The organism is Mycobacterium sp. IDUB_24 (assembly GCF_055419385.1).
Genome location: NZ_JBVAXO010000007.1, coordinates 192,433 through 215,805, shown reverse-complemented (window position 1 = coordinate 215,805; position 23,373 = coordinate 192,433). Strand labels below are relative to the sequence as shown.

Below are 23,373 nucleotides of genomic sequence, written 5' to 3'. Positions count from 1 at the left end.
CGTGATCCGAGTTTTCCCTACCGAGCTTTTCAGCGGTTGTGCAGCGATAACGTAATTGCATGAAGCCACTGCTCGCGGCGCTGGCAACCACGGTGCTGCTGGCAGTCGGCCTGGGTCTGGGTGCCCTCGTCGTGGGAGCCGGTACCGCGCAGGCCTATACCTACGGCCCATTCCAGTGGTGCCCCGGGCAACCGCTGCCGAATGACCCGCCCCGGTCGGATACCGAACTGGTGTGGGACATGGGCGTCTGCCACACCTACTACTTCGAATACGACGTACGGACCCACGCCCCCGCGCATTATTGGGAGGGACCGAACCTGTTCCCGACGCCCATCCCGCCGCCCCCGCCGCCGGAGAATCCGCCGAACATCTTCGAGCAGTGCCCCGGGCTCATCCCCTTCGTCAACTGCCTACCCGGTCTCTAGGGCTATCCGGCGCCGTGGCCGTCCCGGACCCGTTCGGCCGCCGGCGTCGGGCCGGGCGGAGTGCCGTCACCGAAAGGCCTGCCGCCCAAGGATTCCCGCCCGTGTGGCGTGAGCCAGTCGGCCAGGTCCGGGCCCTTCGGCACGATCTGGGTCGGATTGATGTCCGAATGCACGATGTAGTAATGCTGCTTGATCTGGACGAAGTCGATGGTGTCCCCGAAGCCCGGTGTCTGGAACAGATCTCGCGCGTACGCCCACAGCACGTCCATCTCGGTGAGCTTGGATCGGTTGCACTTGAAATGGCCGTGATAGACCGGGTCGAACCGCGCCAGCGTGGTGAACAACCGGACGTCGGCCTCGGTGATGGTGTCGCCCACCAGAAAACGCTGGGTGCTCAGCCGGTCGCTCAGCCAGTCCAGCGCCGTGAACAACCGGTCATAGGCCCTGTCATAGGCCTCCTGTGAGCCGGCAAAGCCGCACCGGTACACCCCGTTGTTGACCTCGGTGTAGATGCGCTTGGCCACCGAATCGATCTCCGCCCGCAGCGGCGCGGGATACAGCTCCGGGGCTCCCTCACGGTGATACGCCGTCCACTCGGTGGAGAAATCCAGTGTCATCTGGGCGAAGTCGTTGGTCACCACCGCGCCCGTGGCCACCTCGACGATCGCGGGCACGGTGATGCCCTTCGGGTAGCCGGGGTCGCGCTTGAAGTACGCGTCCTGCAGTCGCGGGATCTTGAGCACCGGATCGAGCCCGTCCGGGTCGAGGTCGAAGGTCCAGCTGCGGGCGTCATGCGTCGGACCGCAAAAGCCAATGGACAGAGCACTTTCCAGCCCCAGCAGGCGTCGCACGATGATGGTGCGGTTGGCCCATGGGCAGGCCCGCGCCACGATCAGCCGGTACCGGCCGGCCTCCACGGGGTACCCGTCACGGCCGTCGGCGGTGATCCGGGTGGTGATGTAGTTCGTGTCGCGGTTGAATTCACCGCTACCGGCCGCGACGTAGGAGCCCTGGGTCATGGACCCAGTCTCCCCGTACCGGCACTAAGCGTCGAGCTCCTGCGCGACAGCCTTGACCACCTCGGACACCCGGCGCGCCACCTTGCGGTCGGGGTAGCGGCCCTTGCGCAGCTCGGGCTGCACGATGTCCTCGAGCAAGGTGATCATGTCCGAGACCATGCCGTGCAGCTCGTCGGGAGTGTGCTTGTGCTCGGGACGCTCCGCCTCGCGTCGGGCCCGGCTCAGGCTCGGCGGCGGGTCGATCAGCTTGACGCTCAACGCCTGCGGGCCACGACGGCCGGCGGCCACTCCGAACTCGACACGCTGACCGGCCTTGAGGCCCTCGACACCCGCGGGCAACGCCGAGGAGCGCACGTAAACGTCCTCGCCGTCCTCCTGGGACACAAAGCCGAAGCCCTTTTCAGCGTCGTACCACTTCACCTTGCCGGTCGGCACCGCATCTCACCCGCTCGTCGTTGTCAGACTGTGTACACACATAAAGCTCGCGTCCCGTCAGCCCGGGACGCGATGGAGCGATCCTACTCGGACCTCACTGGGTGCTTCACCCCTATTACTCGGTAGGCTTGCTAACACCTCTGGGAGAGAGCTGCGCCGGTAATGCGAGTGATACTGAACATCATCTGGTTGGTATTCGGCGGCCTGTGGTTGGCGCTGGGATACCTCCTGGCCGCCCTGATCTGCTTCGTCCTGATCATCACCATCCCGTTCGGGTTCGCCTCGTTGCGCATCGCCTCCTATGCCTTGTGGCCGTTCGGCCGCACGATTGTGGACAAGCCGGGAACCCGGCCCGGCGCCCTGGTCGGCAACATCATCTGGATCGTCCTGTTCGGCTGGTGGCTGGCGCTGGGACATCTGATCAGTGCGGTGGCCATGGCGGTCACCATCATCGGAATCCCATTGGCGCTGGCCGACCTCAAGTTGATCCCGGTCTCGCTGGTCCCGCTGGGCAAGGAGATCGTCCCGGTCGACTCGGTGAAGGTGCCGGCATGACGCTGACCTCACTCGGCCTGCCCGCCGTGAGCGGGTCCGGTCACTCTTCCAACGGGCCGGCCCCGGCGAGTGGCCCCCTGGTGGACACCTACGGGCGGGTGGCCACCGACCTGCGGGTCTCACTGACCGACAAGTGCAATCTGCGCTGTACCTATTGCATGCCCGCCGAGGGCCTGGACTGGTTGCCCGGCGAAGCGCTGCTGAGCACCGCCGAACTGAGCCGGCTGCTGCACATCGCCGTCACCGGCCTGGGCATCACCAGCGTGCGGTTCACCGGTGGTGAACCGTTGGTCACCCGCCACCTGGAGGATGTGGTGGCCGCCGCGGCCGCACTGCACCCCCGCCCGGAGATCACGCTGACCACCAATGGCATCGGGCTGGCCCGGCGCGCGGCGGGCCTCAAGCAGGCCGGGCTGGACCGGATCAACGTGTCCCTGGACAGCGTCGACGCCGCACACTTCGCCCGGATCACCCGTCGGGACCGGCTGGGCGACGTGCTGGACGGCCTGGCGGCTGCCAAGGCCGCCGGACTGGCGCCGGTGAAGGTCAACGCCGTTCTGGACCCGGAGTCGGGTCTCGACGACGCCGTGGACCTGTTGGGCTACTGCTTGGACCACGGATACCAGCTGCGGATCATCGAGCAGATGCCTCTGGATGCCGGACACACCTGGCAGCGCGGCAGGGTGATCGACGCGGACACCATCCTGACCACCCTGCAGAAGCACTTCGATCTGCGGACCGACCCGAGGCCACGCGGCTCGGCCCCCGCCGAGCTGTGGCAGGTGGCCGCGTCCAACGCGCACCCCGCGGGCACCGTCGGGGTGATCGCCTCGGTGTCGCATGCCTTCTGTTCGGCCTGTGACCGCACCAGGCTCACCGCTGACGGCCAGATCCGCAGCTGCCTGTTCTCCACCGAGGAGAGCGATCTGCGCGCGCTGCTGCGCGGCGGAGCCGACGACGCCGACATCGAGGCGGCCTGGCGGACGGCAATGTGGGGCAAGCCCGCCGGCCACGGCATCAACAACCCGGATTTCGTGCAGCCGACGCGGCCCATGAGCGCGATCGGCGGCTAGATGACAGGGCACACCGCGGCCGTGACGGTCCGCTATTTCGCCGCTGCGGCGGCGGCAGCCGGAGTTGATACGGAAACGTTAGATTTGGCCGAGGATGCGACGATCGCGTCGCTCGTCGAGCAACTCTCCGGCCGCGACTCAGAGCTCGCGCGCGTCCTAAAGCGCTGCTCATACCTGTGCGACGGGATGGCCGTCCGCGATCTGAACAAGCGCGTATCAACGTCTCAGACCATCGATGTGTTACCGCCCTTCGCCGGCGGTTGAGGTGATTTGCATCACATAACGAAATGGTCACGAGCTGGCTACAGCCCGGTGGAGCGCCTCGCCGACCTGCGGAAACGCCGAAATAACCTGCACCTTTAAACAACTTTTAGAGTTTGCTCGCATCGAAAACGCCCGAGGCCGATAAAGGTGACGGGATAGCGGGCAGCAGTTACCGTTCAGTCCCAAGTCGACCGACCCTAATCGGTTGGCCCACCCCCATACCGACGCGCCGAGCTCCATCCATCGGGCAGGGGTTAACGACGAACAACAAGGATGGAGGCGGGGGACCCAACCGGTCCACCGACTTATCTCAGGACCAGGAGCCGCTTGCGGCTCCTTGGGGTGAAGCCGTCGCCGTTTCGACGACGCCGGCCGGGTGACCTCTCCCACCCGAACCCGACAGCTGACCTCGTGGGCGCATACGAGAGGATCTTCACGCTTATGAGCGGACGGCATCGCAAGCCCAGCACGTCATCATCAGCCAAGAACGTCGCCAAGATCGCGGTGACCGGCGCCGCAATCGCAGGCGGCAGCCTCGCGATGGCGAGCCAGGCGTCAGCCGCGACCGACGGCGAATGGGACACCGTGGCCCGCTGCGAGTCAGGTGGCAACTGGGCGATCAACACCGGTAACGGCTACCACGGTGGCCTGCAGTTCTCCCCCAGCACGTGGCGTTCAAACGGTGGCGGCGAGTACGCACCCAGCGCCTTCTTGGCCACCAAAGAACAGCAGATCGCCGTCGCCGAACGCGTGCTGGCCGGCCAGGGCAAGGGCGCTTGGCCCGTCTGCGGCCGCGGCCTCTCGGGCTCCACCCCGCGCAACGTCGTCAGCGAGCCCACTCCGGCCCCGCTGGATGCCCCCGCGGTCAACGGCGAACTGCCGCCCGCCCCTGACGCAGCACCGCTGGACGCACCGCTCCCGGCAGACGCCCCGCCGCCTGCCCCGGAGAACCTGCCGCCGGCTCCCGAGAACCTGCCCCCGGCACCGGAGGCTCCTGCCCCTGACGCCGCGCCGATGGACGCCGCGCTGGCCCCGGCCCCCGAGGCCGCACCGATCTCCGACGCCGCACTGCAGGTGCCCGCTCCTGAGGCCCCGGCGCCCGCTCCCGAGGCACCCCCGGCCCCCGAAGCCCCGGCTCCCGAAGCGGCGCCTGCCCCCGTTCAGCCGGTCAGCTACTTCGATCAGATCCAGCAGGCCATCGAGAATCAGGGCCTCGACGGCAACATCGTCATCAACGGCTGAGTTTCAGGCCGAGCCGACCCATTCATCGGTGCCGTCGGAGAAGTACTGGTGCTTCCACACCGGTAGCCGCTCTTTGACGGTGTCGACGAGACGGGCACAGGTTTCGAACGCCGCCCTGCGATGGTCCGCTGCCACAGCGGCCACCAGGGCGGCGTCTCCTATTTGTAGGGTGCCGATGCGGTGGCTGACCGCGATCGCGCGCACCCCGGTGGCCTGCGCGGCGACTTCGGCGGCCACTTCTTCCAAGGTTTGCAGGGCGTGAGGGTGCGCGGAGTAGTCAAGCCGGACGACCGAACGGCCGCCGTCGTGATCACGCACCACCCCGGAGAACCCGACCACTGCGCCGGCCGCCTCATGGGCCACCAGCGCCTGGTACTCGGTCAGTGAGATCGGCGTCTCGGTCAGATCGACACGTATGACGGTTGCGCTCATCGCTGGGTCCTTCTCCTCTTCGCGCAAGCGCTCATCGCTGGGTCCTTCTCCTCTTCGCGCAAGCGCTCATCGGTGGGTCCTTCTCCTCTTCGCGCAAGCGCTCATCGGTGGTCCTCGCCGCTCAACTGATCCAACGCATGCTCCAGCACGCCGGCCAACACACCCAGACCGTCCTTGACCCCACCGGGCGACCCGGGCAGGTTGACGATCAGGGTTCGCCCGGCGACGCCACAGACGCCGCGGGACAGCACCGCAGTGGGCACCTTGTGTACGCCGGCCCGCCGGATGGCGTCGGCCAGGCCCGGTATCTGATAGTCGAGTACCGACAGTGTGGATTCCGGTGTGGCGTCGGTCGGTGAGATACCGGTGCCGCCGGAGGTGATGATGAGGTCGACGTGCTCGGCCAGGGCCGCGCGCAGTGCATTGCCGACCGCGTGCCCGTCGGCAACCACCATCTGCTCGGTGACGTCGTATCCCCGATCGGACAGCCAGCCGACGATGAGCGGGCCGGTCCGGTCGTCGTAGACCCCTGCAGCGGCACGGGTGGAGGCGATGATGACCCGCGCTGAACGCGTCACTGCCGAGTTTTTTCCGACGGGCTTTCCCATACTCCCGTTTTACCGCCTTCTTTGCGCATCACCTTGATGTCGTCGATGCGTGCGGCGGGGTCGACGGCCTTGATCATGTCGTACAACGTCAGCGCGGCGACGCTCACCGCGGTCAGGGCCTCCATCTCGACCCCGGTGCGGTCGGTGCTGCGCACGGTGGCGGTGATGGCGACCTCGGCGTCGTGGGCGTCGAAGTCCACGTCGACACCGGTCAGCGCCAGTTGATGGCACAGCGGTATCAGATCGGGCGTCCGCTTGGCGGCCAGGATTCCGGCGATCCGGGCGGTGGCCAGGGCATCACCCTTGGGCAGGCCACCCGAGGCGATGAGGGCCACCACATCCGGCCGGGTGTGCAACGTGCCGACGGCCACCGCGGTGCGCCTGGTCACGGCCTTGGCCGTGACGTCGACCATGTGCGCCGCGCCGGACTCGTCGAGGTGCGACAGTCCCACTGCTACCTGTTGACGACGGTGGCCGACTGGATGAAGGGCAGTTCTTCGGCCGGCAACGGAAAGGTCAGGTCGCCGAACGGGGACAGCGCGCCGGTGCGGTCGGTGGCGAGCTCGCTTACGGCGTGATCATCGCCGTCGGAGAGCACAGGCCAGCCGTTGTCGACGTAATGGTTCTTCTTGTTGTCAGCCACGCTCCACATTGTGGCAGGCTCCTCATCCGGTGGCGAGACCGGCGGGCAGGAGCGCAGCGACCGGGGATGGATCGCGCGGGCTGCTTTACGCTGGTCAGGATATGACCGCCGCACAGACTCCCGGATTCCCGCTGGGTGCCTGGCTGTCCGAACTCGACGACAAGGCCCTGATCCGCCTGCTGGAACTGCGGCCCGACCTGAGCCAGCCGCCACCGGGAACGATCGCCGCGCTCGCTGCGCGTGCCACCTCACGCCAGTCGGTCAAGGCTGCCACCGATTCTCTGGACTTCCAGCGGCTGGCCGTCCTGGATGCGTTGCTGGTCCTGCACGCCGACGCCCACGCCGTCCCGGTATCCGAGGTGAGCGAACTGTTGGGCGAGCGCATCGGCGCCGACGACGTGACCGCCGCGCTCGAAGATCTGCGTGAGCGGGCCCTGGTGTGGGGCGAGGCCGCTGTCCGGGTGGCGCCAGAGGTGGCGTCGGGCCTGCCCTGGTTCGTCGGCCAGGCCGCCGTCGAGGTGTCCGGGCACAGTGCCGACGAGATCGCGGAACTGCTCGGCGGGCTCGATGACGCCCAGAGCGATCTGTTGGCCCGGTTGCTGGAGGGCTCACCCATGGGCCGCACCCGCGACGCGGCACCCGACACCCCGCCGGACCGGCCTGTGCCGCGCCTACTGGAGGCCGGTCTGCTGCGCCGGATCGACGACGACACGGTGATTCTGCCCCGGCTTGTCGGCCAAGCGATGCGAGGTGAGGCGCCGGGCCCGGTGGAGTTGACTCCGCCGGTGCTTCAGACATCGTCGACGACGCCTGCCGATGTGGACGCGGTGGCCGCCGGCGCGGCCATCGACCTGCTGCGCGAGATCGACCTGATCATCGAAACCCTTGGCAGCACACCGGTTCCCGAGCTGCGCAACGGCGGGCTCGGGGTGCGCGACGTGAAACGGTTGGCCAAGACCACCGGCATCGACGAACCGCGGTTGGGACTGCTGCTGGAATTGGCTGCCGGCGCGGGGCTGATCGCGGCCGGGATGCCCGAACCCGATCCTGGCGACGGCACCGGCCCCTACTGGGCGCCGACGGTGGCCGCCGACCGGTTCATCGAATCCCCGACTGCCACCCGCTGGCACCTGCTGGCCGCTACGTGGCTGGATTTGCCGGCCCGGCCGGCCTTGATCGGCAGCCGCGGGCCGGACAACAAACCCTTTGCCGCACTGTCGGATTCGCTGTATTCAACGGCAGCTCCCCTGGACCGCAGGCTCCTGCTGAGCGTGCTGGCCGAGCTACCTCCAGGCACCGGAGTCGACGGCGCCGAGGCATCCCGGGCGATGGTCTGGCGGCGGCCACGCTGGGCGGTGCGGCTGCAACCGGCCACCGTGAGCGGGTTGCTCGCCGAGGCTCACTCGCTGGGCATGGTGGGCCGTGGTGCGATCAGCACGCCGGCCCGTGGCCTGCTGGCCGGCGACCCCGACGAGGACGTGCTGGCCGCGATGTCCAAGGCGCTGCCCAAACCGCTCGACCATTTCCTGCTGCAGGCCGACCTCACGGTGATCGTGCCCGGCCCGCTGGAGCGGGATCTGGCCGAGCACCTGGCCGAGGTGGCCACCGTCGAGTCGGCGGGCGCGGCGATGGTCTACCGGATCAGCGAAGCGTCCATCCGGCGGGCACTCGACGCCGGGCGGACCGCCAGCGAGCTGCACACCCTGTTCGAGAAACATTCGAAAACCCCGGTGCCGCAAGGGTTGACGTACCTCATCGACGATGTCGCGCGTCGCCACGGCCAGCTGCGGGTCGGGATGGCCACGTCGTTCCTGCGGTGCGAAGATCCGGCACTGCTGGCGCAGGCCGTTGCCTCACCGGGGGCTGACCGCCTCGAGTTGCGACTGCTGGCTCCGACCGTGGCGGTGTCACAGGCGTCGATCGCCGATGTCCTCACCGTGCTGCGGGAGGCCGGGTTCGCGCCTGCCGCCGAGGATTCCACCGGCAGCGTCGTCGACATCAGGGCCCGCGGCGCGCGCGTCGTCGCACCGACCCGGCGCCGCGTCTACCGTCCGCCCACCCCGCCGACTGCCCAGACCCTGGGTGCGATCGTCGCGGTGCTGCGCAAGGTGGCGTCCGGACCGTTCGCCAGCGTGCGCCTGGACCCGGCGATGGCGATCACCCAGTTGCAGGACGCCGCAATCAACCAGACCTCCGTGGTGATCGGCTACGTCGACCCGGCCGGGGTCGCCACCCAACGGGTGGTCTCCCCCATCAACGTTCGTGGCGGACAGTTGACCGCGTACGATCCGGCCGCCGGGCGGGTGCGCGAGTTCGCCATCCACCGCGTCACGTCCGTCGTCTCGGCAGACACATAGGCCTTACGCCCGACACAGGGAAACACAGCCTCCTCACAGAGCGGTTCACGAATATGGCGATGTGACAACGATGTTGACGGCCGCGGATCAGGTGCCGCCCGCGTATCGGGGAGTATCGCTGCTTCACGGTTGGCTGCCCCCGACGTTGCAGGCGATCGCGGCCGTGGCGCTGATCGCGGCGATCGGCTGGCGCACCCGCCGCTGGCGCGTGATCTGGCTACCGTGTGCGATCGCGCTCGGCCTAGGCCTGACGGCGTGGGCCCGGTGGTTCGTCCATTCCCAGGGGCTCGCCGGCGATCCCGCACCGGCGACGCTGTGGATCTGGATCGGGCTGACCGGATTGGCCGTGGCGGTGTTGGCACTGGGCTGGCGCGGCAGCCGTTGGCGGCGCCGGACCGCTTCGGTGGCAGCGGTCCCGTTGTGCCTGCTCAGTGTGGGCGTCGCGGTCAATCTCTGGGTCGGCTACTTTCCCACCGTGACCGCGCTGTGGAACGAGATGACGGCCGGACCCCTACCGGGTGAGACCGATCTGGCCACCGCGCTCGACCAGCGCCGGCGAGGTGAGATCCCGTCCCACGGCGAGCTGGTGTCCGTCACGATCCCAGCCGACGAGTCCGGCTTCACACACCGCGACGAACTCGTGTACCTGCCGCCGGCCTGGTTCGCCCCGTCGGCACCCGAGCTTCCCGTGGTCATGATGATCGCCGGGGAATTCAACACCCCGGCCGATTGGGCGCGCAGCGGCAACGCGATCGCCACCATCGACGCCTTCGCCGCCGAGCACGGCGGCATCACCCCGGTGTTCGCCTTCGTAGACGTCGGCGGCTCGTTCAACAACGACACCGAATGCGTCAACGGTCCACGCGGCAACGTCGCCGACCACCTCATCAAGGATGTGCCGCCCTACCTCACCAGTACCTTCGGTGTACGCGACGCCGGCTGGGGCGTGGTCGGCTGGTCGATGGGCGGAACCTGCGCGGTGGATCTGACCGTGATGCATCCCGAGTTGTTCAGTTCATTCGTCGACATCGCCGGGGACACCGGCCCGAATGCGGGAACCAAGGAGCAGACCATCGCCCGACTCTACGGCGGGGACGGCGCCGCCTGGTCCACCTTCGACCCGGCCACCGTGATCGGCCGGCACGGCACCTACCGGGGGGGGTCGGGCTGGTTCGTGATCTCCTCGGACGCCCCGGTAAAGCGCGGGTCACATCCGGCCGATCCGGACGCGGTGGGCCTCGGCGGGCGGGACGCCGCGGGCAACCCCGGTGATCAGACCGAAGCCGCGCACATCCTGTGCGACCTGGGCCGCAGCCGCGGCATCACCTGTGTGATCACGGCGCTGCCGGGCAAGCATGACTGGCCGTTCGCCCAAGAGGTCCTCACCACCACCCTGCCGTGGCTGGCCGGTGCGGTCGGCACCCCCGGGGTGCCGCAGGTGCCGCTCCCGGCCGGTGGCGCGCGCCCGCCGGCACCGACGGTTGCGCCACGCTGACCCGGCCCGAGGTACGGCGCCGAATGCGCGTGTCGGCCGATTCGGGATAATGGGCTGCGATGAATTCTCCCGCGATGTGCGCGATGAGTGGATGGGACCCCACGAATGACTGACGGCCCACTGATCGTGCAGTCCGACAAGACGGTGCTGCTCGAGGTCGACCATGAGCAGGCCGGGGCGGCTCGTGCCGCCATCGCACCGTTCGCCGAGCTGGAACGTGCCCCTGAACATGTGCACACCTACCGCATCACCCCGTTGGCACTGTGGAACGCCCGCGCGGCGGGTCACGACGCCGAGCAGGTGGTCGATGCGCTGGTCAGCTTCTCGCGCTACCCGGTTCCGCAGCCGCTGCTGGTCGACATCGTCGACACCATGGCCCGCTACGGGCGTCTGCAACTCGTCAAGCACCCGGCGCACGGGTTGATGCTGATCAGCCTGGATCGCGCGGTGCTCGAGGAGGTGCTGCGCAACAAGAAGATCGCCCCGATGCTGGGCGCCCGCATCGACAACGACACCGTGATCGTCCACAACAGCGAGCGCGGCCGGGTCAAGCAGATGCTCCTCAAGATCGGCTGGCCGGCCGAGGACCTGGCCGGCTACGTCGACGGCGAGGCGCATCCGATCTCGTTGGCCGAGGACGGCTGGGTGTTGCGCGATTACCAGCAGATGGCCACCGACTCGTTCTGGGCGGGCGGCTCCGGTGTGGTGGTGCTGCCGTGCGGGGCCGGTAAGACCCTGGTCGGGGCGGCGGCGATGGCCAAGGCCGGCGCGACGACGCTGATCCTGGTCACCAACACCGTGGCCGGGCGGCAGTGGAAACGCGAACTGGTGGCCCGCACCTCACTGACCGAGGACGAGATCGGCGAGTACTCCGGTGAGAAGAAGGAGATCCGGCCGGTCACCATCGCGACGTACCAGGTGATCACCCGCCGCACCAAGGGCGAGTACAAGCACCTTGAGATCTTCGACACCCGCGACTGGGGGCTGATCATCTACGACGAGGTGCACCTACTGCCGGCACCGGTGTTCCGGATGACCGCCGATCTGCAGTCCCGCCGCCGGCTGGGCCTGACGGCGACGCTGATCCGCGAAGACGGCCGTGAAGGTGACGTGTTCTCGCTGATCGGGCCGAAGCGCTATGACGCGCCGTGGAAGGACATCGAGGCCCAGGGCTGGATCGCCCCCGCCGAGTGCATCGAGGTGCGGGTGACGATGACCGACAACGAGCGGATGCTCTACGCCACCGCCGAGCCCGAGGAACGCTACAAGCTGTGCTCGACGGTCCACACCAAGATCGCGGTGGTCCGCTCGATCCTGGAACGCCATCCCGGCGAACCGACCCTGGTGATCGGCGCCTACCTGGACCAGTTGGAGGAACTCGGCCTGGAGCTGGATGCCCCGGTGATCCAGGGGTCGACGAAGAACTCCGAGCGCGAGGCACTCTTCGACGCGTTCCGCCGCGGCGAGATCTCCACGCTGGTGGTCAGCAAGGTGGCAAACTTCTCCATCGACCTGCCGGAGGCCTCTGTCGCCGTTCAGGTTTCAGGCACCTTCGGATCCCGTCAGGAAGAGGCCCAGCGGCTGGGCCGGCTCCTGCGCCCCAAGGCCAACGGCGGTGGCGCGGTGTTCTACTCGGTGGTCTCGCGCGATTCCCTGGATGCGGAGTACGCCGCCCACCGGCAGCGCTTCCTCGCCGAGCAGGGCTACGGCTACGTGATCAAGGACGCCGACGATCTGTTGGGGCCGGCGATCTAGCCAGGTCCGTCAACGCTGAAGTTTGTGGTCATCTGGTGACCACAATCTTCAGCACAACGAGTTATCCACAGGTGCGCGACCAGCTCTGGCGGGCGTGGCGTCGGGTGTACGACCATGACGGCGTGGACGTCGACGAAGCGCTGCGCCGACAGGCGGGGGTCATCGCGCGTCGGCAAGCCCTCGATGCGGGCATGCGGTCCCACGACATTCGTCGGTTGCTCAGACGCAACGAATGGGCGCGGGTCCACGACGGCATCTATGTGAATCACACCGGACCGTTGACCTGGTTGCAACGCGCCTGGGCCGCAGTGCTTTACGCAGCTCCGGCAGCACTGTGCCTGGAATCGGCGTTGGCGGACGGAGGCCCGGTGATCCATGTCGCCGTCGGCCGCGGCCGAGGTGTACTGGCCGAACCGAACGGAGTGCGTATCCACCATGTCGCACACCTGCAGGAGCGGGTGCTGTGGAATCTCGGGCCGCCGCGGCTGCGTTTCGAGGAAGCCGCCCTTGACGTCGCGTGCCAGGCCGTATCCGAGTTCGACGCGATTGCGGTGCTGGCCAACGCCTGCCAGTCACGGCGCACCACCGCGCGGCGTCTACTGCTGGCCCTCGACACTCGCCGGCGAATTCGCCGAAGACGCTGGCTACGGGCGGTAATGGTGGACATCGCCGAGGGCACCTGCTCGGTCCTGGAGCACGCGTATCTCCATCGCGTGGAGCGGGCGCATGGGTTGCCGCCGGCCACTCGACAGAAACGTTCAGCCTCATCGGTGGGTGTCTGCTACCGCGATGCCGAGTACGGGCAACGGCTCGTGGTGGAACTCGACGGCCTCCTGTTCCACGACTCGGTATCGGCACGGAACAGGGATTTTGAGCGCGATCTCGACGCCGCGGTCGACGGCCGCTCAACCATCCGACTGTCGTACCGTCAGGTTTTCGACCGACCATGCCAGACCGCCGCGAAGATCGCCCAGGTGATGCGCCGGCACGGGATCACGGTGAGCGGCCACTCCTGCGGGCCAGGATGTGAATTCAGCCGCGTCGATCTCGCGGCCTGACGTGGACAACTGCTTACGCTGAAGATTGCGGCTACCTGGTGACCGCGATCTTCAGCACTACGCGGTTGGGCGCTAGGTGTGCGGCCCCATGACCTTGACGACGGTGAGCAGTACCACCGAATCGGTGAGTGCATGCAGGCTGTGCCGGGTGCGTGGGATCACGATGTGATCGCCGGGTGAACCTTCCCAGCTGGCCTCGGAATTGGCCAGCTTGACCCGGCCTTCGATCACCTGCAGCGTGGCTTCGCCCGGGCTCTCATGCTCGTCGAGCCCGGTGCCTTCGGTCATCGCGATCAGCGTCTGGCGCAGCTGATGTTCATGCCCGCCGTAGACGGTGTGGGCACTGCGTCCACTGTTGGCCGTGCGGGCTGAGGCCAACTGCTGACGGGCAATCGCGGTGAGCGAGATCTTCTCCATATCCGCCAATCGTGCCACCTCCTGTCGGTGAACCGTGAGCGATTTCCCACGCTACGCCCGAACGTGCTGTGACAACTGAGCCTTCACCTGGCGCGAAAGTTCATCAGCCAGAATCTCCGGCCGGCCGTCGAGCAACCCCGCGATGGCCTGGGCCGCCACCAGCGCCGGGTCGGTCTTCTGTTCCGGCGGGATGTAGCTGACCATGTCGGTGTCCATGTATCCGACATGCAGCGCGGCGACGTGAATCCCGCGGGGCGCAAGCTCGGTGCGCAATGCATCGGTGAGCGCCCACTCGGCGGCCTTTGCCGCGGAATACGCTCCCGACGTCGGCGCGTGGTACCACGAGAGCACCGACAAGACATTGAGAATCGCTCCGCCGCCGTTCTTTTCGATCACGGGTACGAACTCGCGGCTCACATTCAAGGTGCCGAAGTAGTGCGTCTCCATCTCCGCGCGGATGTCCTCGATCGGCCCGGTCAGCAGCTGCGCCCTGGTGGAGATTCCGGCATTGTTCACCAGCACCGTCACGTCGTCCGCGACGGCGGCCGCGCGGCGCACCGACTCCGGATCGGTGATGTCGAGCTGGATCGGTATGGCACCGGGCAGATCGACCGTCTCCGGGTTTCGGGCCGCCGCGTACACCTTGGCACCGCGCGCGAGCAGCTCAGTGGCCAGATGACGCCCCAGCCCGCGATTGGCACCGGTGACCAGTGCGGTGATGTTGTTCGTCATGGCATCCTCCTGGTGGATTGACCGGCTCGGTCGGTGCACCATCTCAACGCGCCGCCTCGCGTCCACAGTCCCTGCCGGTGAGAGATACTGCCTTCCAGCTGGGAGGCTTCTTGTCGTGGCGCCGACGGATCGATTTGCCACACGATGGGCCGATGCGCACACACGGACACGTCGCACGCACCGCGGCGGCGCTGGCATCGGCGATGGGGATCGGCCGCTTCGTCTACACCCCGATCCTGCCGTTGATGTCGGCCCAGGCCGGCCTCAACGCCCATGACGCCGCGATCCTCGCGACCGCGAACTACGTCGGCTACCTCGCCGGTGCGCTGGCGGGTTCGATCTCGCCGCGCCTGGCCCGCTCGGTCACCGCCTGCCGGGCGTGCCTGCTCGCCATGGCCGTCAGCCTGGCGGTAATGCCCTTGTCCACCAACACAATCGAATGGGCCGTGTTACGCGGCGTGGCCGGCTTCGCCAGTGCTCTGGTGTTCGTCATCGCGGTCAACACCATGCTCGAGCACCTGCACGGGCATCCCGCACACCTGGCCGGATGGGGCTTCGGCGGGGTCGGCGCCGGTATCGCGCTGTCAGCGCTGCTGGTCCTGGCCACCGGCGACTGGAAGGTGGCCTGGTGGGCCTCGGCGGCGGTGGCGGCGCTGCTGGGTGCCTGCGCCTGGTCCATGCCCGCCTCGCCACACACCGCCGCGGCCGCTCCGAGCGCCGAAACCCGGCCGGCACACGGGCCGTTCGCGTTGCTGCTCACCGGCTACACGCTCGAAGGCGTCGGCTACATCATCGCCGGCACCTTCCTCGTGGCGGCCGTCGCGCAGGGTGCACCGGGCTGGCTGGGCGGGAGCACCTGGCTCGTGGTGGGGCTCGCCACGGTGCCCTCGGCGGCACTGTGGGCGGCGTTGAGCAGCCGATGGTCGCATCCGGCGCTACTCGTCGTGGCGCTGGCCCTGCAGGCCGTGGGGATCGCCGTGGCCGGCGCGGTCGGCGGGGTCACGGCCGCACTGGTGGGCGCGGTGCTGTTCGGCGGAACCTTCATCGGTGTCAGCACGCTGACGCTGGCGGCAGGCAGGCTGTTGCGGTATCCGCGCGCCGTCGCCCTGCTCACCGCCGGATATTCGGTGGGCCAGATCCTCGGGCCGCTCGTGGTGGCACCGCTGTTGCACCGCGGGTTCGCACCCGCCCTTCTCGTGGGTGCCGTCGTGGTGCTAGCCGCCGCGGTGGTGTGCGGGGTGATGCGGATCGTCTTCCGGCAGCCAGACATCGGGGGCGTCCAGCCCGAGATCCCCTATACCGCGGGTGAACTCGTCGACCACGGCGAGCACGGCCGGGCCGGCCTCGTCACGACGCCACACCAGCGACCAGGTCCACAACGGTGACGGGGACACCACCGGGCGGCGGACCAGTCCCGTGGGCAACGACGCGTCCTGTCCCTTGGGGTTGTTGAGGACCGGGCGGCGCAGCCGCCGGACATGCTCGAAGAACGTGGGGCCGGTGACGCCGCCGTCATCGGTCCGCAGGACCGGCGCACCGACCGCCGTGGCGAATTGTTCGCCATAGGTGTTCCAGGAGGACCAACTCGCCGCGTCCGTATCGATCAGCACCGTGGTGTCGCGGGCACTGACGGGTGATTCGTCGGTGCCCGCGCACAGGGCGTACAGCCGGTCCACCCCGATCAGCCTGGCCTGCAAAGACAGTGAGTCCAGATCACGGTTCTGCACCCAGCAGATCGCGAGATCGAGGCTGCCGTCGGCGACCCGGGCCGCCTGGGTGTGCGACGGCATCACCCAGGTGTCCACCCGGACCTGCGCCACGCCCGCGGCCCGGTCGGCCCAATCTGTCGGGCACCAGTTCACATACCCCATCCGTACCGGATCCGACGATGCCAAACCGTGTGCGCGCCTGCGTAATTCATCAGCCTGCTGGATCAGGGACCGCGCCTCCGGCAGCAACGCACTGCCGGCCTGCGTCAACGCCACCGAGCGCCGGTCACGGTCGAACAGCGTGACCTTGAGATCGCGTTCCAGCGCCTTGATCTGTTGAGACAGCGACGGACCGGCGATCCGCAGCCGCTCGGCCGCGCGCCCGAAGTTCAGCTCCTCGGCGACGGTGACGAAATAGCGCAGCTGACGTAGCTCCACCGTTGCAGCGTAGTAGGCGCAGACTCTCAGCAGAGAGCCAACTGGTCCCCCGGGGCGGACACGACCTGGCCCCCGTTCACGTTGAGCAGTGCATCAGACCAGATCCGAGAAGGGACCACCCCATGAGCACCACACCACACGTCGCGGTCATCACCGGCGCCTCCCAGGGCATCGGCGAAGCCCTGGTCGCGGGTTATCGCAAGCTGGGCTACGCCGTCGTCGCCAACTCCCGCAACATCGGCGAAAGCGACGACCCGATGGTGCTGGCCGTCCCCGGCGACATCGCACAACCCGGCGTGGGCAAGCAACTGATCGACGCCGCGATCGAGCGCTTCGGCCGCGTCGACACCATCGTGAACAACGCCGGCATCTTCATCGCCAAGCCCTTCACCGAGTACACCGACGACGACTACGACGCCGTCACCGGAGTCAACCAGCGCGGCTTCTTCGAACTGACCCGCGCCGGGATCGCCGCGATCGAATCCCACGGCGAAGGCGGCCACGTGGTCAACATCTCCACGAGCCTCGTCGACCACGCCAACTCGCAGGTGCCCTCGGTATTGGCGTCCCTGACAAAAGGCGGCCTGAACGCCGCGACCAAAGCGCTGGCCATCGAATACGCGTCGCGTGGCATCCGCGCCAACGCCGTCGCGTTGGGCACCATCCGCACCCCGATGCACGCACCCGAATCCCACGAATTCCTCTCGGCGCTGCACCCGGTCGGTCACATGGGCGATATCGACGATGTGGTCGACGCGGTGCTGTACTTGGAGCGGGCCGGATTCGTCACCGGCGAGATCCTGCATGTGGACGGAGGCCAAAGTGCCGGGCACTGAAGAGAACACGGCGGCGATCCTCCGAGAGGTTCTTGACGAATGGAAAGCCGGCATCGCCGCACACGATCCCCAGCGGGTGGCCGCGGTGTTCACCGACGACGCGATCTTCCAGGGGTTGCGTCCCTACAGCGTGGGCCGGCAGGGGGTGTTCGACTACTACGAGTCCCAGCCGGTCGGTCTGACCGTCGACTACCGGATCGATGAGACCCGGCGGCCCGCCGACACCGTGGTGCTCGGCTACCTGCGCGCAGGCTTCACACGTCCCGACGGCACGGTGATCCCGCTGAACCTCAGCGTCCTGCTCACCCGCGGCGACGCAGGCTGGCGCATCGCCCACTATCAGGTATCAGCGGTGCCCGACTGAGGCAACTCAGCGCCGCGTGGGCATCAACACGATGCCCACGCGGACTGAAGATCAAATCACCCTGAGTGAATCTCCGTCGTAGCCGAACCGGGACCGCAATTGGAGGAGCAGACGCTCAGCCTCGGCGATACGCGCGTGTAGCCGCACCAGTGCTTCCGGCATCGGCGCATCGGCCACCCGGCTACGTTCCCGAACCCGCCGCCACCGCAGTTCGGTGGCCGCGAGATTCGCCCGCAGCTCGGCGATTTCGGCGAGCAGGATGTCTTCGAACAGCCGAGATTGTGCGATGTCGGCGCTGTGCGCGGGCCTGGAACAGTCGGCCGCCGCGGTCGCGCGGCAAACCACGCGCGACAAGGGGTTGAACACCGCGGCCACGTCGGCCCCGATTGTCGGGGCAGAGACGTTTCCGATCCCGAATTCCCGTGATATCAGCGTCACGTGGGGATCATGGAGCACATCGCGGTGCCGATCCACCTCACGTTTCACCCGAGATACCTTTTGCGGCCACCTGCCAGTCACGCGATGTACGTTTGACGGCTTTTCCGCGCGGGTGCCATCAATGCGTGCCGGCACGCCTAGCCCAGAGCCGGGATGACCTCTCGCTCGAACAACTCGATACCGGACCGGTCGTACGCGGCCTCGGGAAAATACAGAATGGCGTACTCACACCCGCGGTCGCGCAACCGCTTGAGCTTCTCGATCACCTGTTCGGTTGTACCGCTTGCCGATTCCGGTGCGGTGACGTTGGCCAGCATGGCGTCGACGGCCGCCTCCCCGGCCACCGGCGTCTGCCGGGCCCGCAACCGCGCGACTCGCTCGGCGACGTCGGCCTCGGATTCACCGATGACGGCGTTGAAGTTGGCTGACCGCACGATCGCGCCGAAGTCGGTGCCGACGTCGCGGCAATGCTCGGCGAGCACCTCCGACTTGTGCGCGAAGGCCTCGGGTTCGGAGGTGAAGTTGGTGTACTGCGCATACTTGGCCGCGATGCGCAGCGTGACCTTCTCCCCACCGCCGGCGATCCACATCGGAATACCGTTGTCCTGCAGTGGCTTCGGGGCGACGATCGCCCCGTCGACCTGGTAATGCTTGCCGTCGAAGCTGACCCGGCCGTCGCGCCAGGCGTCGCGCATGATCTGCACGCCCTCGTCGAGCCGGCCCAGCCGCACCCCGGCCGACGGGAATCCGTAGCCGTAGGCACGCCACTCGTGCTCGTACCAGCCACCACCGATACCCATCTGCACACGGCCGCCCGAGATGATGTCGGTGGTGGCAGCGACCTTCGCCAGATAGGCCGGGTTGCGGTAGCTCATCGCGGTGCACATCTGGCCGAGTTTGATGCGGGACGTCGTCGCCGCGTACGCGGCCATCAGCGACCAGGCCTCATGGGTGGCCTCGTCGGTCGGCACCGGAACGGTGTGGAAGTGGTCGTACACCCACAGCGAGTCCCAGGCACCCGCGTCGGCGTAGGCGGCCAGGTCACGCATCACCGGCCAGTGGTCTTCGGTGGGAATGTCGACGAGGTCGAGCCGCCAGCCCTGCGGGATGAAGAGTCCAAAGCGCATGGATCCCGACTCTACGACGCCAGACGCCCAGTGGCCAGGCATAGCACGCAAATATGCACCCATACGGGCTGAAAGCATTGTCCAGCAGGGTTTTTCAAACTGGGTCTAGGCTGTAACCATGCCACTTTCCAAGGATGAACGCGAACAGTTCCTGGCCGAACCGCACATCGCCGCACTGTCGGTATACGCAGGAGACAAGCGCGGTCCGCTGACCGTCCCGATCTGGTACCAGTACGCCCCCGGTGGCCAGCCATGGCTGCTGACCGGTGTCGGCTCCCGCAAGCACCGGCTGATCGAGGCGGCGGGTCACCTGAGCTTGATGGTCGAGCGACTCGACCCGACGGTGCGCTATGTGGCCGTCGACGGCGCGGTCGACCGCATCGAACCGGGCACCGATGAGCAACTCGTCGAGATGACCAAACGCTACCTGGCTCCCGAGAAGGTGGAGCCGTATCTGGAGTTCGCCCGCCGCGAGCATGGCGAAAGCGTCGCGGTGTTCCTCAAGCCCGAGCATTGGCTGTCCTCTGATCTGGGAGCGCTATAGCACCGTGAGTTCGCGCCAACGCTTGTTCCGGTGGCTGTACCGGCTCGGGTTCACGCCCTGGGACGGCCACCCGTTGGCGCACAGCCTGACGGCGCTTGTCGAGGGCACCCGCAACTCAGTGACGTCCCCGGGAACCGCGCTCGACGTGGGCTGCGGTACCGGGGACAACGCGGTGTACCTGGCCCGACACGGCTGGCGGGTCACCGGTGTCGACTATGTGGCCAAACCGCTGAAGAAGGCCCGCGCCAAGGCCGCCGGGCTGCCCGCAATATTCGCCAAAGCTGATGTGACACAACTGAGTTTGTCGGGCATCGGGGCCGGCTTCGATCTCATCGTCGACAGCGGCTGTCTGCACGGCATGAACGCCGACGACCGTGACGCCTATGTCCGGGAAGTCAGCGCAGTGGCCGCCCCCGGCGCCCAGCTGCTGATCGTGGCGTTCATCCCCGGTGGTTCGATGGGCGTACCCGGTATCGGGTTCGAAGAAGTGCAACGACGCTTCAGCGAGGGCTGGACGCTGGTGTCCAGCGGAGACGAGCCCGCGATGGACCAGAACGGGGCGAAGGCGGCGCGGTTCTATCTGTTCCGCCGCACCGGATAACGCAACCGGATTCGTGTCGTTACCGGGCCCACCAGCTCACCGCAGGCCAAGACGCCGGCTCGGCTGATTCACAACCCGAGCGCGGCCATCGCTCCGTCGACTGTGGCGGTACGCAACTGCTCGTAAGGAACGTCGGGAAACTGCAGGCAGCAGTCCTGCAGCCCACCGAAGGCGATGACCGCTCGGGTGGACTGTTCGAGGGTCGGTTTGCGACCGAAAACCAATACACCGAGCCGGGCCCGCCAGGCCAGCAGTTGGTCGATCAAACCCAGATCGGCCAGCGTGGTCAGCTCGGAGACGATCAGCACGAGGTCGGCCAGGTGCCGATAGTGAAAGTCGAAGTAGCCCTCGAGCAGCTCCCGCGCTGAGGCCCGAGTGGCTCCGCGTTTGCGTTCCTGCTCGGCAATGAAGGCCTCACCTTCGTCGATCAGGGGTTGCACGATGCTGCGGACCAGGTCCTCCCGTGACCGGAAGTGGTAGTACAACGCGGGTTTGGTCATGCCGAGGCGGTCGGCGATGTCCTGCAGACTGGTGCGCACCACGCCCTTCTCGGCGAACAGTTCGCGCGCCACATCCTGGATGCGCTGCCGGGTATCCAATACAGGCTTGGCCACGTAGCCACCCTAACTTACTTAACGATAGGTAAACTCACGACATGGGCACTTACCGACCGTTAAGTAAGGGGGCATCATGAAGGTACTCATCTCCGGAGCCAGCATCGCCGGGCCGGTTCTCGCCTACTGGCTGTCGCGACACGGGGTCGACGTCACTGTCGTGGAACGCTCACCGGCCCTGCGCAAGACGGGCGGCCACGCCGTCGACCTGTTCCGGCCCGCCATGGAGATCTCCGAACGCATGGGGGTCCTGCCCGAGATCGAGGCCCACGCCACGGGCACCACCGAGATGGTCATCCATCGACCCGGCACATCGCGATCCACCCGTCTGGACTACGTCAAGATCATCGGCGCCATGTCTGACCGGCACGTCGAGATCATGCGGGATGACCTGAGCGAGATCTATTTCCAAGCCGGCCGTGCCGACGTCGAATACCTCTTCGGGGACACCATCACCTCGATCTCACCCGATGGGGACGTGACATTCGAGCACAACGGACCCCGGCATTTCGACGTGGTGGTGGGAGCCGACGGGCTGCACTCCGGGGTGCGCCGTCTGACGTTCGGCGACAACGTTTCCGAGAGCTTCCTCGGTGGCTATCTCTCGGTGGTTTCGGTGCCGAAAGACCTGGCGCGTGACGGGGAGATGACCGGCTATTTCAAACCCGGCCACATGGCAGGCATCTACACCGCCGACCATCTGGACGATGCTCGCGCGGTGTACATCTTCCGCCCCGGCCAACCGTTGGATTACGACTACCGCGATGCGGACCGCCAAAAGGCGCAGCTGCGTGCCGCATTCGAGCACACAGCGCCTGAAGTGGACCGCTGGCTCGACGAAGTACCGCGGACGCCGACCTTCTACTTCGACGCCATCACCCAGCTACAGATGTCCACGTGGTCGCAGGGCCGGGTGACGCTCGTCGGGGATGCGGGCTACTGCCCCGGTCCCGCGGTCGGCGGCAGCACCAGCTTGGCGGTGTACGGCGCCTACGTCCTGGCTGCCGAAATGATCCGGGCCGGTGACGATTACACCGCGGCATTCGCCGAATATGAACGCACGATGCTCCCGCCGGTGGAAGCCAGTCGAAAGCTGGCACGCGTGAATGCGAAAACCGTGGTGCCCATGACCGGTCGGGGCATCCGCGCACTGGTGGGCGCGGGCCAGTTGATCTCGCTGTTGCCCCTGGCTTTGGTCCAATCACTCGCTCGGCTCAACACGAAGGGCGTGCGGCTTTACGACACCATGCCGCTGCCGGCCTGGCCGGCAACGCTCAAAAGGTAATCGTCCGGGCGTAGCGTGGCCGCATGGGCGAACTCTCCGACGACGTGATCGCGTTCCTGTCCGAAGGCACCCGCACCGCCGTGCTGGGTTGGGTTGCGGCCGACGGCCGACCGTTGGCCGTGCCCGTGTGGTTCGTGGTGGATGACGGCGCACTGGTGTTCAACACCGGCAAGAACACCGCCAAGGGCCGGGCTTTGGCGCGCGACCCGCGAGTGGTGCTGTGCGTCGACGACCCCAGCCCGCCGTACGGGTTCGTCCAAGTCCAGGGCGTCGCGTCGATCAGCGAGGATCCTGACGAGCTGCTCGACATCGCCACCCGCACCGGCGGCCGATATATGGGCGCCGCCCGCGCCCAAGAATTCGGCCGGCGCAACGGGGTGCCGGGGGAACTCGTGGTGCGGGTCAAACCGACGAAAGTCCAAGCCGCATTCGACCTGGCGAATTGAGGGGGCGGCCATGACCGACACATCCCAGTTCGCCGACATGCTGGCCCGCGACCACGGGCTCTGTGTACTGAGCACCCTGCGCGTCGACGGCAGCATCCAGTCCTCGGTAGTCAACGCCGGCGTGATGGCGCACCCACGGACTGCTGAACCAGTTGTCGCCCTCGTAGCCATCGGCGGGGCGCGAAAGTTGCAGCACCTGCGCGCCGATCCCCGGGCCACCGTCGTCGCCCGCGCGGGCTGGCAATGGGTGACGGTCGAGGGCACGGCCGAGATCATCGGGCCCGACGATCCGAGCCCCGACACGGACGCCGAGAAGCTGCGACTGCTGTTGCGCGCCGTGTTCGAAGCTGCCGGGGGCACCCACGACGACTGGGATACCTACGACCGCGTCATGCGGGAGGAGCGTCGCGCCGCGGTGCTGATCTCCCCCACCCGGGTTTACTCCAACCCCGGCTGAACGG

The 23,373-nt window shown here is 67.4% G+C and carries 28 protein-coding genes, 1 pseudogene and 1 riboswitch; of the genes and pseudogenes, 17 read left to right on the top strand and 12 right to left on the bottom strand.

Features of this window, described 5'->3' with window-relative positions; genetic code table 11:
• Positions 1-59 precede the first annotated feature (59 nt).
• Positions 60-425: a hypothetical protein gene (locus ACZYZF_RS23740; protein ID WP_463836972.1), complete on the top strand. Its 366-nt coding sequence runs from the start codon at positions 60-62 to the stop codon at positions 423-425.
• 2 nt (positions 426-427) lie between these two features.
• On the opposite strand, the gene ACZYZF_RS23735 is transcribed toward ACZYZF_RS23740, so the two are convergent.
• Both ACZYZF_RS23735 and ACZYZF_RS23730 read right to left on the bottom strand, forming a co-directional pair.
• Positions 428-1,444, bottom strand: coding sequence for a glutathione S-transferase family protein (locus tag ACZYZF_RS23735; RefSeq protein WP_463836971.1), 1,017 nt, complete (start codon positions 1,442-1,444; stop codon positions 428-430).
• A 24-nt stretch (positions 1,445-1,468) separates the two neighbouring features.
• On the bottom strand, positions 1,469-1,879 hold the full coding sequence (locus ACZYZF_RS23730; protein ID WP_163670247.1) for a cold-shock protein: 411 nt from the start codon (positions 1,877-1,879) through the stop codon (positions 1,469-1,471).
• A 162-nt stretch (positions 1,880-2,041) separates the two neighbouring features.
• On the opposite strand from ACZYZF_RS23730, the gene ACZYZF_RS23725 reads away from it, so the two are divergent.
• The 4 genes from ACZYZF_RS23725 to ACZYZF_RS23710 all read left to right on the top strand — a co-directional run bounded on the left by ACZYZF_RS23725 (position 2,042) and on the right by ACZYZF_RS23710 (position 5,013).
• Entirely contained in the window at positions 2,042-2,434 is a 393-nt protein-coding gene (locus ACZYZF_RS23725) for a YccF domain-containing protein (RefSeq protein ID WP_463747114.1), read from the top strand.
• A complete protein-coding gene (gene moaA, locus ACZYZF_RS23720; RefSeq protein WP_463836969.1) occupies positions 2,431-3,507 on the top strand; it encodes a GTP 3',8-cyclase MoaA in 1,077 nt (358 codons plus the stop codon). Before ACZYZF_RS23725 ends, moaA begins: the two co-directional genes overlap by 4 nt.
• Positions 3,508-3,771 carry a MoaD/ThiS family protein gene (locus ACZYZF_RS23715; RefSeq protein WP_463836967.1) on the top strand — a complete coding sequence of 88 codons (264 nt, stop codon included), beginning with the start codon at positions 3,508-3,510 and terminating at the stop codon, positions 3,769-3,771.
• Positions 3,772-4,019: 248 nt separating this feature from the next.
• Positions 4,020-4,204: riboswitch (cyclic di-AMP (ydaO/yuaA leader) on the top strand.
• An 8-nt stretch (positions 4,205-4,212) separates the two neighbouring features.
• Positions 4,213-5,013: a transglycosylase family protein gene (locus ACZYZF_RS23710; protein ID WP_463747111.1), complete on the top strand. Its 801-nt coding sequence runs from the start codon at positions 4,213-4,215 to the stop codon at positions 5,011-5,013.
• 3 nt (positions 5,014-5,016) lie between these two features.
• Here the strand turns inward: ACZYZF_RS23710 and ACZYZF_RS23705 are convergent, their stop codons facing one another.
• From ACZYZF_RS23705 to ACZYZF_RS23690, 4 genes are all read right to left on the bottom strand, one after another.
• On the bottom strand, positions 5,017-5,445 hold the full coding sequence (locus ACZYZF_RS23705) for a molybdenum cofactor biosynthesis protein MoaE (protein WP_463747110.1): 429 nt from the start codon (positions 5,443-5,445) through the stop codon (positions 5,017-5,019).
• A gap of 101 nt (positions 5,446-5,546) precedes the next feature.
• Positions 5,547-6,023, bottom strand: coding sequence for a MogA/MoaB family molybdenum cofactor biosynthesis protein (locus tag ACZYZF_RS23700; RefSeq protein ID WP_463747109.1), 477 nt, complete (start codon positions 6,021-6,023; stop codon positions 5,547-5,549).
• Positions 6,020-6,505: a cyclic pyranopterin monophosphate synthase MoaC gene (gene moaC / locus ACZYZF_RS23695; RefSeq protein ID WP_463747108.1), complete on the bottom strand. Its 486-nt coding sequence runs from the start codon at positions 6,503-6,505 to the stop codon at positions 6,020-6,022. The genes ACZYZF_RS23700 and moaC overlap by 4 nt, the downstream gene beginning before the upstream one ends.
• 2 nt (positions 6,506-6,507) lie before the next feature.
• Positions 6,508-6,705, bottom strand: a complete 198-nt coding sequence (locus ACZYZF_RS23690; protein WP_055117555.1) for a hypothetical protein — start codon at positions 6,703-6,705, stop codon at positions 6,508-6,510.
• Between the two features lie 92 nt (positions 6,706-6,797).
• Between ACZYZF_RS23690 and ACZYZF_RS23685 the strand changes: the two genes are divergently transcribed.
• The 4 genes from ACZYZF_RS23685 to ACZYZF_RS23670 all read left to right on the top strand — a co-directional run bounded on the left by ACZYZF_RS23685 (position 6,798) and on the right by ACZYZF_RS23670 (position 13,361).
• On the top strand, positions 6,798-9,053 hold the full coding sequence (locus ACZYZF_RS23685; protein WP_463836965.1) for a helicase-associated domain-containing protein: 2,256 nt from the start codon (positions 6,798-6,800) through the stop codon (positions 9,051-9,053).
• 70 nt (positions 9,054-9,123) lie between these two features.
• Positions 9,124-10,548 carry an alpha/beta hydrolase gene (locus ACZYZF_RS23680; RefSeq protein WP_463837126.1) on the top strand — a complete coding sequence of 475 codons (1,425 nt, stop codon included), beginning with the start codon at positions 9,124-9,126 and terminating at the stop codon, positions 10,546-10,548.
• A gap of 105 nt (positions 10,549-10,653) precedes the next feature.
• Positions 10,654-12,303, top strand: a complete 1,650-nt coding sequence (locus ACZYZF_RS23675; RefSeq protein ID WP_463836963.1) for a DNA repair helicase XPB — start codon at positions 10,654-10,656, stop codon at positions 12,301-12,303.
• Positions 12,304-12,425: 122 nt separating this feature from the next.
• On the top strand, positions 12,426-13,361 hold the full coding sequence (locus ACZYZF_RS23670) for a type IV toxin-antitoxin system AbiEi family antitoxin domain-containing protein (RefSeq protein ID WP_463747238.1): 936 nt from the start codon (positions 12,426-12,428) through the stop codon (positions 13,359-13,361).
• 72 nt (positions 13,362-13,433) lie between these two features.
• Here ACZYZF_RS23670 and ACZYZF_RS23665 read toward each other — a convergent pair whose 3' ends face one another.
• Together ACZYZF_RS23665 and ACZYZF_RS23660 are read right to left on the bottom strand one after the other, a co-directional pair.
• Entirely contained in the window at positions 13,434-13,778 is a 345-nt protein-coding gene (locus tag ACZYZF_RS23665) for a cupin domain-containing protein (RefSeq protein WP_463747105.1), read from the bottom strand.
• A 51-nt stretch (positions 13,779-13,829) separates the two neighbouring features.
• Entirely contained in the window at positions 13,830-14,510 is a 681-nt protein-coding gene (locus ACZYZF_RS23660) for an SDR family oxidoreductase (protein ID WP_463836962.1), read from the bottom strand.
• Positions 14,511-14,662: 152 nt separating this feature from the next.
• Here ACZYZF_RS23660 and ACZYZF_RS23655 point away from each other — a divergent pair.
• Positions 14,663-15,682, top strand: a pseudogene (locus ACZYZF_RS23655) (YbfB/YjiJ family MFS transporter); the annotation flags it as partial.
• 42 nt (positions 15,683-15,724) lie between these two features.
• Here ACZYZF_RS23655 and ACZYZF_RS23650 read toward each other — a convergent pair.
• On the bottom strand, positions 15,725-16,657 hold the full coding sequence (locus tag ACZYZF_RS23650) for a LysR family transcriptional regulator (RefSeq protein ID WP_463747103.1): 933 nt from the start codon (positions 16,655-16,657) through the stop codon (positions 15,725-15,727).
• 122 nt (positions 16,658-16,779) lie between these two features.
• On the opposite strand from ACZYZF_RS23650, the gene ACZYZF_RS23645 reads away from it, so the two are divergent.
• Positions 16,780-17,493: an SDR family NAD(P)-dependent oxidoreductase gene (locus ACZYZF_RS23645; RefSeq protein WP_463836961.1), complete on the top strand. Its 714-nt coding sequence runs from the start codon at positions 16,780-16,782 to the stop codon at positions 17,491-17,493.
• Entirely contained in the window at positions 17,480-17,857 is a 378-nt protein-coding gene (locus ACZYZF_RS23640; RefSeq protein WP_463836960.1) for a YybH family protein, read from the top strand. Before ACZYZF_RS23645 ends, ACZYZF_RS23640 begins: the two co-directional genes overlap by 14 nt.
• Positions 17,858-17,908: 51 nt before the next feature.
• Here ACZYZF_RS23640 and ACZYZF_RS23635 read toward each other — a convergent pair whose 3' ends face one another.
• Both ACZYZF_RS23635 and ACZYZF_RS23630 read right to left on the bottom strand, forming a co-directional pair.
• Positions 17,909-18,295 carry a hypothetical protein gene (locus ACZYZF_RS23635; protein WP_463747100.1) on the bottom strand — a complete coding sequence of 129 codons (387 nt, stop codon included), beginning with the start codon at positions 18,293-18,295 and terminating at the stop codon, positions 17,909-17,911.
• Between the two features lie 137 nt (positions 18,296-18,432).
• On the bottom strand, positions 18,433-19,422 hold the full coding sequence (locus ACZYZF_RS23630; protein WP_463836959.1) for an LLM class F420-dependent oxidoreductase: 990 nt from the start codon (positions 19,420-19,422) through the stop codon (positions 18,433-18,435).
• A 118-nt stretch (positions 19,423-19,540) separates the two neighbouring features.
• Here ACZYZF_RS23630 and ACZYZF_RS23625 point away from each other — a divergent pair, with 118 nt between their 5' ends.
• Entirely contained in the window at positions 19,541-19,966 is a 426-nt protein-coding gene (locus ACZYZF_RS23625; RefSeq protein ID WP_463747098.1) for a pyridoxamine 5'-phosphate oxidase family protein, read from the top strand.
• A 4-nt stretch (positions 19,967-19,970) separates the two neighbouring features.
• The gene (locus ACZYZF_RS23620; RefSeq protein ID WP_463836958.1) at positions 19,971-20,567 is read left to right on the top strand and encodes a class I SAM-dependent methyltransferase; all 597 of its coding nucleotides are present in this window, start codon (positions 19,971-19,973) and stop codon (positions 20,565-20,567) included.
• A gap of 68 nt (positions 20,568-20,635) precedes the next feature.
• Here ACZYZF_RS23620 and ACZYZF_RS23615 read toward each other — a convergent pair whose 3' ends face one another.
• Positions 20,636-21,181, bottom strand: a complete 546-nt coding sequence (locus tag ACZYZF_RS23615) for a TetR/AcrR family transcriptional regulator (RefSeq protein ID WP_463747096.1) — start codon at positions 21,179-21,181, stop codon at positions 20,636-20,638.
• Positions 21,182-21,257: 76 nt separating this feature from the next.
• Here ACZYZF_RS23615 and ACZYZF_RS23610 point away from each other — a divergent pair, with 76 nt between their 5' ends.
• Genes ACZYZF_RS23610 through ACZYZF_RS23600 form a run of 3 tightly spaced genes read left to right on the top strand, consistent with a single transcriptional unit; the run spans position 21,258 to position 23,369 of the window.
• Positions 21,258-22,466, top strand: coding sequence for an FAD-dependent monooxygenase (locus tag ACZYZF_RS23610; RefSeq protein WP_463836957.1), 1,209 nt, complete (start codon positions 21,258-21,260; stop codon positions 22,464-22,466).
• 23 nt (positions 22,467-22,489) lie between these two features.
• The gene (locus ACZYZF_RS23605; RefSeq protein WP_463836956.1) at positions 22,490-22,912 is read left to right on the top strand and encodes a PPOX class F420-dependent oxidoreductase; all 423 of its coding nucleotides are present in this window, start codon (positions 22,490-22,492) and stop codon (positions 22,910-22,912) included.
• A gap of 10 nt (positions 22,913-22,922) precedes the next feature.
• The gene (locus tag ACZYZF_RS23600) at positions 22,923-23,369 is read left to right on the top strand and encodes a TIGR03618 family F420-dependent PPOX class oxidoreductase (RefSeq protein ID WP_463747093.1); all 447 of its coding nucleotides are present in this window, start codon (positions 22,923-22,925) and stop codon (positions 23,367-23,369) included.
• Positions 23,370-23,373 lie beyond the last annotated feature (4 nt).